This window comes from Vibrio sp. 10N.222.49.C12 (genome assembly GCF_041475025.1).
Taxonomy (GTDB): domain Bacteria; phylum Pseudomonadota; class Gammaproteobacteria; order Enterobacterales; family Vibrionaceae; genus Vibrio; species Vibrio crassostreae_C.
The window spans coordinates 1-8,166 of the sequence record NZ_JBFRVF010000059.1 but is presented as its reverse complement, the minus strand read 5'-3'; the positions used below and the strand labels follow the sequence as shown (position 1 = coordinate 8,166).

The following is an 8,166-nucleotide window of genomic DNA, read 5'->3' as shown; positions in this document are numbered from 1 at the left end:
TCAAGTAGCTCTTCGTCATCAACCATGTCACATTTGTTCATGAATACGATGATGTAAGGGATACCAACTTGACGACCAAGTAGGATGTGCTCACGAGTTTGAGGCATAGGACCATCTGTTGCAGCAACAACTAGGATACCACCATCCATTTGAGCAGCACCAGTGATCATGTTTTTAACATAATCGGCGTGTCCAGGACAGTCAACGTGTGCGTAGTGACGTGCAGGAGTATCGTACTCAACGTGAGAAGTTGAGATTGTGATACCACGCTCGCGCTCTTCAGGAGCGTTATCGATTGATGCGAAATCTTTAGCAACACCGCCGTATACTTTTGCAAGAGTAGTACAGATAGCAGCAGTTAGAGTTGTTTTACCGTGGTCAACGTGGCCGATAGTACCAACGTTTACGTGCGGTTTCGTACGTTCAAATTTTTCTTTAGACACAATCGTGTTCCTTCCTAGTTATGATTCGCCACGTTCATTATTGAGCGAGACGCGCCAGAAATTGCTATTTTATGCGCCAACTCTCGTTAGCGCAATATTTGGACGCATTGTTCTTTCAAAAAATGAAAAAAAATGCCTTCCTTTTGTTTAACCACGCTCTGCAATGATTGCTTTTGCAACATTGTTAGGCACTTCAGCGTACTCACTAAACTCCATAGAGTAAGAAGCACGACCTTGTGTCGCAGAACGTAAATCAGTTGCGTAACCGAACATGACAGACAACGGAACTTGTGCACGAATTATCTTCAGGCCAGCTGTCCCCTCGTCCATACCTTCGATGATGCCGCGACGACGGTTAATATCGCCAACAACGTCACCCATCCAGTCTTCTGGAGTAGTTACTTCAACTTTCATCATAGGCTCAAGCAGAACCGGTTGCGCTTCAAGTGCACCCGTTCTGAAAGCCATAGAGGCAGCGATTGTAAACGCCATCTCACTTGAATCTGTTTCATGGTAAGAACCATCATATAGTGTAGCTTTGATATCCAAAACTGGATAGCCAGCAAGCACACCATTGTTCATCTGCTCTTCAACGCCTTTAGCAACTGAAGCGATAAACTCTTTCGGTACGATACCATTGGCAATTTCATCCACAAAGACAAAGCCTTCGCCAGCTTCTGATGGTTCTAGTTTCAGCCATACGTGACCGTACTGACCTTTACCACCATGTTCACGGATAAATTTACCTTCCGCTTTCGCTGTACCACGAATAGTCTCACGGTAAGCCACTTGCGGGTTACCAACGTTGCAGTTCACGCTAAATTCGCGCTTCATACGGTCAACGATGATATCTAAGTGTAGTTCACCCATACCAGAAATCAGAGTCTGGCCAGTTTCCGCATCCATATCAACGCGGAACGATGGGTCTTCCGCTGCTAGTTTACCTAGAGCGATAGTCATTTTATCTTGATCAGCTTGAGAGCTTGGCTCTACAACGATCTGAATAACTGGGTCTGGGAACTCCATGCGCTCAAGAACAATCTTATGGTTCTGGTCACAAAGGGTTTCACCAGTAGTCACATCTTTCAGGCCAATGATGGCTGCGATGTCACCTGCTCGTACTTCTTTTACTTCTTCTCGCTTGTTTGAGTGCATTTGAACAATGCGACCTAAGCGTTCACGTTGTTTCTTCACAGAGTTATAAGCTGTTTTACCGCTTTCAACAACACCAGAGTAAACACGGATGAAAGTTAAAGTACCAACGAATGGGTCTGTTGCAATCTTAAATGCTAGCGCTGAGAACGGTTCTTTGTCGTCTGCGTGACGCTCTGCTTCGTTCTCATCTTCATCGATACCTTTAATTGCAGGCACATCGACTGGAGAAGGAAGGAAATCAACAACTGCATCTAGAACAGCTTGTACACCTTTGTTTTTGAATGCACTACCACAAGTAGCAAGTACGATTTCATTATTAAGGGTACGAGTACGAAGACCTTGTTTGATTTCAGCTTCTGTTAGTTCACCTTCTTCAAGGTACTTATCCATCAGCTCTTCATTTGCTTCTGCAGCAGCTTCAACAAGTTCTGTACGATATTCTTCAGCCATTTCTTGCATGTCTGCAGGAATATCTTCGTACGTGAAAGTCATGCCTTGGTCAGCTTCGTTCCAGTTAATTGCCTTCATCTTGATAAGATCGACAACGCCTTGGAAGTTTTCTTCAGCACCAATGTTCAGTTGAATTGGAACAGGAGTTGCGCCTAAGCGGTCCTTGATCTGTTCAACTACGCGCAAGAAGTCAGCGCCGGTACGGTCCATTTTATTAACGAAAACCATACGTGGAACTTGGTACTTATCAGCTTGACGCCATACTGTCTCTGACTGAGGTTCAACACCAGATGAGCCACAGAACACAACAACTGCACCATCAAGCACACGCAGAGAACGTTCTACTTCGATTGTGAAGTCAACGTGTCCAGGAGTGTCGATGATGTTAATACGGTGGTCCGAGAACTGAGCTTCCATACCACGCCAAAACGTAGTGGTTGCTGCTGAAGTGATCGTAATACCGCGCTCTTGCTCTTGCTCCATCCAGTCCATGGTTGCTGCACCATCGTGAACTTCGCCGATTTTGTGAGAAAGACCGGTATAGAACAGAATACGTTCACTTGTGGTTGTTTTACCTGCATCTACGTGAGCAACGATACCGATATTACGGTATTGCTCTATAGGAGTTTTACGAGCCACGGTTGAATCCTCTTATTAGAGACTTAGGGACTATTGCTATGTCTAGATTAGGCGTTAAAAGCGATGCTTCGCTAAAAATTGCTTGCCCTAGAAATAGCAATAGTTCCTAGCATAAGCATAGGAACTAAAGAAGTGCTGCAAGGAACCTTGCAGCACTAAAAAGGTATTACCAACGGTAATGTGCGAACGCTTTGTTTGCGTCAGCCATGCGGTGAACGTCTTCACGTTTCTTAACCGCAGTACCTTTGTTCTCAGACGCGTCTAGCATTTCAGCAGCTAGGCGTTGAGCCATAGATTTTTCACCACGCTTACGCGCAGCTTCAACTACCCAACGCATAGCAAGAGCGTTACGGCGAACCGGACGAACTTCTACAGGTACTTGGTAAGTTGAACCACCTACACGGCGAGATTTAACTTCTACCGCTGGGCGAACATTTTCAAGAGCTTCTTCAAATACAGCTAAGTGGTCTTTACCAGACTTCTCAGCCATTGAATCTAGTGCAGTGTAAACGATTTTTTCTGCAGTAGATTTCTTTCCGTCAACCATAAGGATGTTAACGAATTTTGCCAGCAATTCAGATTTGAACTTAGGATCTGGAAGGATCTTACGCTGACCTATTACGCGACGACGTGGCATGGATATTCTCCGTTGTCTTCTTCAGGTTTTTTCCAAAACTTTTCAGAATAATAAATAAAATAGTGTTTGGCCTTACTTAACGATTTCTTTTTAAAAAAGAGAATCAATTAAGACTTAGGACGTTTCACACCGTACTTAGAACGACCTTGTTTACGGTCGTTAACGCCAGCACAGTCAAGTGCGCCGCGAACAGTGTGGTAACGAACACCCGGAAGGTCTTTTACACGACCGCCACGGATTAGTACAACACTGTGCTCTTGTAGGTTGTGGCCTTCACCGCCGATGTACGAAGTTACTTCGAAACCGTTAGTTAGACGTACACGACATACTTTACGTAGTGCCGAGTTAGGTTTTTTAGGTGTAGTAGTGTAAACACGAGTACATACACCACGTTTTTGTGGGCACGCTTCTAGTGCAGGCACGTTGCTTTTAACAACTTGCTTTACACGAGGTTTGCGAACCAACTGGTTAATAGTTGCCATTAACTAGCTCCTGAAATTTACTTGAAAGTAAGCTTTGTGAAAAATCTATCCCTAATCACAAGTCGTAATTAGGGACGCAAAATTCTATTCAGCAGTGGGAGGTGTGTCAAGAAATATACAGATCTTTTTTAGCCGTCTAGAGCTCAGGATGGTCTACTTTTAACCAAACTGATAAAACACAGCTACCAAGTGACTGATTTGTCGTTCAAAACCGTCAGTTTAACGAAGCCATCGAAGTCAACTTGATCAATGGTACTTGAGACAAGTAGTTGTAAACCTCGGCTATCGAGATCTGGTTTTAACACCGACACCTGCTCTACTGCGCAGATTTGAGTGAATAACTCATGATTGGGAAGGCAAACATACACCACATCTTCCACCAAAAGATACTGATCTTGTGGCTGAGAATAGGTCAATGCGAGTTTAAGTTTGTCGACTGATTTTACAATATGAAGCATAGCGTCCCCTAGAAAGTCAGTATCTGTTGGCACTGAGCTAACTTCTGCGTTAACTCGTCGGCTTCAACGGTGGTCACATCGATCAGCAGGTTGTCTGCTGAAAGACCAAACTGACTCAGACTACGCTGACACACATACACCTGTTCGATGTCGTACAGGTCCATAAGTTTGAATGCAGAGATGTAGTCACGCGATAGTGTTTCGTCGGGCTGCTGCGCTTTGAGAAGCTGTGTCACGCCATCGCCAACAAAGAACACGGCAATGTCTTCACTATATGCGGACGCAGCAAGCAGGGCGTCTAACCCTTCTCTACCCGCAGCGGTCGTATGAGGGAAACTGTTAAATATAAAGGCTAACTTTCTCAAAACTGCACAACCCTATCTTGCGTTAGTAGCGCTTCCGATAAGCTTCCTAATCCGGCTTGAGTAAATCCAGTGGCTAGGTTAGAGGCACTTAGTTGATGTTGCTCTGCTTCTTCAGAGCTAATCACTCCGCGTCTTAGCGCAGCTGCCACACAGGTTTCAAGGCTAACATCGTGTTCATCAGCCAGCTTTTGCCAAGCAGAAGCTAAATCAAATTCATCGTTAGCCGGTACGGTAAGGTCTGAGCCGTTACTGACGCCATCTTGATAGAAGAACACACTGTGAAGTTTGTGGCCCTGTTTAATCAGAGCCACGGCAAACTGGTAGGCACTTCTTGCTGACTGTGAGCCATAGACTGGCCCATTCACTAGGAGTGTATAGCTTAGCAACCCTCTTCATCCTCTGTTTTACGTTGGCGGATGTATAGGTACACGGTGTGCTTAGAGATGTTCAGTCGCTCAGCAACGCGGTTGATCGCGTCTTTAATATCGAAAATACCTTTGTCGTACAGCTCCATCACGATCTGACGGTTCTTAGTATTGTTCGATACCGATTTGTCAGCGTTAATTTCTTCAATGGTGCGTTCAACCGTTTGGTCGACAAGTTCTTCAACGTCACTAGCGAAGTTAACCGATGATGCGGCTTCGTCTGCGTCTTGTGTAGGCATGAACGATTGCAGCACTTGTGAGAATGGCGCGTCTAGATTCACGTTAATACACAGTAGGCCAATCACTCGGTCTTCACCGTTGCGGATAGCAACCGTGATCGACTTCATCAACACTCCGCCTTTAGCGCGAGTGAAGTATGAACGTGAGAAGTTACGCTTAGAACCTTCAATATCTTTTAGCATCTTCAATGCAAGATCGGTGATCGGCGAGCCAACCTGACGACCTGTATTTTCGCCGTTGGCAATTTTAATCGCAGAAGTATTGAGGTCTTCTAAAGAGTGCAAAACGATTTCACAAAACGGACCAATAAGGCTCGCAATACCGTCAACAACGGCCTCATAAGATCTTAGAATGATTTTATCGTGTTCACTGAATGGCATAACGTGGACTGATTCCATTTCAAGTAACACATCTGCATTGACTGTTTCTGTAGTAGTCACTTATTCCTTACCTTCGTGTGAAAAATCAACAAATTTATGTAAGTTTATCAGAAAATTTTAATTGCACACCTAGCTAACATTGCAACTAGTGATTTAGAACAAGTTTAAAAATCAAATACTCATCTTCAAATCATAAAAAAGCCTAACTCAAAGTTAGGCTTTTTATTCAATCAACGTATTTTAGTACGAGGCTTTTAACCGATATTACTGTGCAGGAGCTGCTTCAGCGTTATCGATGTTTAGTAGTTCTACTTCGAATACTAGCGTTGAGTTAGCAGGGATAGTCGGTGTGTCTTGCTCACCGTATGCTAGCTCTGGCGGGATAACGAACTTGTACTTAGAACCAACTTGCATCAGTTGTACGCCTTCAGTCCAGCCTGGGATTACGCGGTTAAGTGGGAATGTTGCTGGTTCACCACGGTCGTAAGAGCTGTCGAACTGAGTACCGTCTGTTAGCGTACCTTTGTAGTGAACTTGAACAGTATCAGTGTCTTTTGGAGAAGCGCCTTCGCCAGCTGTCATTACTTGGTAAAGTAGGCCAGATTCAGTTTGCTCTACGCCTTCAGTCTTTGCGAACTCAGCGCGGAAGTCATCACCTGCTTTCTTAGTTTCAGCTGATTTCTCTGCCGCTTGTGCTTGCATAGTTTCAGCAACACGCTTGTCTAGAGCTTCAAGAGCTGCGCGAGTTTCTTCTTCGTTCAGTGCAGTTTTCTCTGCGAATACGTCTTCGATACCTTGAAGAACCATATCTTTGTCTAGGTTAATACCTAGCTCGCTTGGCTTATCAATGCTTGTGCTTAGGTAGTTAGCGAAAGATACGCCGATTGCGTATGCCGCTTTGTCATCTTCTGTTTTAAAGTTTACTGCTTCAACTTTAACTTCTTCAACCTGTGGAGCTTCTGCCTTTGGTTCTTCTTTCTGACAACCAACTGCTAGCATAACCGTTGCGGCAAGCAGTGATACTTTTAAAACTGATTTCATTGAATTCTCCAATTAATGGCCAAGCCATTGGTTATTGTGCACAAATCTAATGATTAGATTGGTGTGAATACGTTAGTTATAACAATATACTAGTCATATGTCTTTCGACACAAACCGGATTATTAGATGTGATTCGAATATTTTTCCACTCATTGCTATGTACAATTGTCATCACCTTGTTAAATGGTTGCTTTTTCTTCCAAGATGATGAGCAGCGTTGGGAAATTGAACCCAATGGTGCCACCAGCTTTGCCCTTAGCAGAGATGGACGCTTCGCCCTGCTCTACTCTCAGAAAAAACAACTATTGCTTTGGGACCTTGCCGAAAACAAAGAGTTAGCTCAACTCGGCCCACAAGATCAATTAGAAAACCAAGTATCGCGTATCCGTATCTCGGACAATGGCCGCTTTGCCATTACCGCAAGCCAGATGAACTTCGCCGTTTGGGACCTCTCTTGGACTCAAGCACAAGGGCTTTGGTCTATCTCCGACGGCTTGATTCGCGATGTCGATATCTCTAGCAATGGTGAAAAAGTATTGCTTGGCCTGTCTAATGGCAAAGCCATCTATGTGGACTTAGTCACCGGACGCCGTCTGGAGTTCCTTGCTCACCGAGAAAAAGTGAATTCAGTCTCCCTCTCTTCTAATGGCCGCTACGCATTATCAGGCGGCAACGACTACAAAGCTTACCTTTGGGATACCGAGTCGGGCTTGGTGTTGCGCACCTTTGAGCATGAACAAAGAGTAGTACGAGTCGCGCTACAACGCGATGGTGAACTGGCTTTTACCTCTGATGGCGGCAATCAAGCGATGATTTGGGATCTTGAAACGGGCGAACCTCAAGCGCAATTGCAAAGCTGGTCTCGACAATTGATTTTTTCGAGTGCTCGTTTTTCTGATGACGGCAGCATGTTGGTGACGGGCACGCCATCCAGCCAAGTGAGTGTGTGGAATACTCAGGATGGCAAACGAATTTCTCGCCACGATGCTGAGCCACTAAAAGATGCTCGCCCTCCTCGTGCGGTAGTGTATGATGCAGCCTTTGATGATAAGAACCGTGTGATATCGGGCACCTCTGCGGGCATTGCCCAAGCTTGGAATGTGGATTAAGAACGATGACAGAAAAGCGAGTTGAACAACTAGAAAGCCGCGTAAATGACCTAGAGTGTCAGCTAGCTTTCCAAGAACAGACCATTGAAGAACTCAATGAAGCGCTTAGCCAACAACAAATGTTAATCACGAGAATGCAAGATCAGATGAAGTTCGTGGTTGGCAAAGTAAAAAATATGGATGGCTCTAATCTAGCTGACGCATCAGAAGAGACGCCACCTCCACACTATTAAGTGCGGTTCAAAATAACCAATTAAATCTAACGACGCATATCGTTAGTTTCTCGTCCTCAATGTGTAAACACATTTCAGGACGGGACATAGAAATCGAGTAGGAGGAGGC

At 44.7% G+C, this 8,166-nt stretch carries 11 protein-coding genes; 2 read left to right on the top strand and 9 right to left on the bottom strand.

Features of this window, described 5'->3' with window-relative positions; genetic code table 11:
- The 9 genes from AB4583_RS16875 to fkpA form a co-directional block, all read right to left on the bottom strand.
- A partial coding sequence (locus AB4583_RS16875; protein WP_372118449.1) for a GTP-binding protein occupies positions 1 to 443 on the bottom strand: 443 nt, incomplete at its 3' end.
- A gap of 147 nt (positions 444 to 590) precedes the next feature.
- Positions 591 to 2,687 carry an elongation factor G gene (gene fusA / locus AB4583_RS16870; protein WP_017061101.1) on the bottom strand — a complete coding sequence of 699 codons (2,097 nt, stop codon included), beginning with the start codon at positions 2,685 to 2,687 and terminating at the stop codon, positions 591 to 593.
- A 166-nt stretch (positions 2,688 to 2,853) separates the two neighbouring features.
- Positions 2,854 to 3,324, bottom strand: coding sequence for a 30S ribosomal protein S7 (rpsG, locus tag AB4583_RS16865; protein ID WP_010435163.1), 471 nt, complete (start codon positions 3,322 to 3,324; stop codon positions 2,854 to 2,856).
- 107 nt (positions 3,325 to 3,431) lie between these two features.
- Positions 3,432 to 3,806, bottom strand: coding sequence for a 30S ribosomal protein S12 (rpsL, locus tag AB4583_RS16860; protein ID WP_004737194.1), 375 nt, complete (start codon positions 3,804 to 3,806; stop codon positions 3,432 to 3,434).
- A gap of 182 nt (positions 3,807 to 3,988) precedes the next feature.
- The gene (gene tusB / locus AB4583_RS16855) at positions 3,989 to 4,264 is read right to left on the bottom strand and encodes a sulfurtransferase complex subunit TusB (RefSeq protein WP_372118446.1); all 276 of its coding nucleotides are present in this window, start codon (positions 4,262 to 4,264) and stop codon (positions 3,989 to 3,991) included.
- An 8-nt stretch (positions 4,265 to 4,272) separates the two neighbouring features.
- Positions 4,273 to 4,629, bottom strand: a complete 357-nt coding sequence (tusC, locus tag AB4583_RS16850; protein ID WP_017063710.1) for a sulfurtransferase complex subunit TusC — start codon at positions 4,627 to 4,629, stop codon at positions 4,273 to 4,275.
- Positions 4,626 to 5,015, bottom strand: a complete 390-nt coding sequence (gene tusD / locus AB4583_RS16845) for a sulfurtransferase complex subunit TusD (RefSeq protein ID WP_017063709.1) — start codon at positions 5,013 to 5,015, stop codon at positions 4,626 to 4,628. The genes tusC and tusD overlap by 4 nt, the downstream gene beginning before the upstream one ends.
- Positions 5,009 to 5,734, bottom strand: coding sequence for a transcriptional regulator (locus tag AB4583_RS16840; protein WP_004729851.1), 726 nt, complete (start codon positions 5,732 to 5,734; stop codon positions 5,009 to 5,011). Before AB4583_RS16840 ends, tusD begins: the two co-directional genes overlap by 7 nt.
- A gap of 204 nt (positions 5,735 to 5,938) precedes the next feature.
- Positions 5,939 to 6,715, bottom strand: a complete 777-nt coding sequence (fkpA, locus tag AB4583_RS16835) for an FKBP-type peptidyl-prolyl cis-trans isomerase (RefSeq protein WP_017068826.1) — start codon at positions 6,713 to 6,715, stop codon at positions 5,939 to 5,941.
- Positions 6,716 to 6,846: 131 nt separating this feature from the next.
- Here fkpA and AB4583_RS16830 point away from each other — a divergent pair, with 131 nt between their 5' ends.
- Together AB4583_RS16830 and AB4583_RS16825 are read left to right on the top strand one after the other, a co-directional pair.
- Complete coding sequence (locus AB4583_RS16830) at positions 6,847 to 7,824, top strand: WD40 repeat domain-containing protein (protein WP_372073504.1); 978 nt, start codon at positions 6,847 to 6,849, stop codon at positions 7,822 to 7,824.
- A gap of 5 nt (positions 7,825 to 7,829) precedes the next feature.
- Entirely contained in the window at positions 7,830 to 8,057 is a 228-nt protein-coding gene (locus AB4583_RS16825) for a SlyX family protein (RefSeq protein WP_009848930.1), read from the top strand.
- Positions 8,058 to 8,166 lie beyond the last annotated feature (109 nt).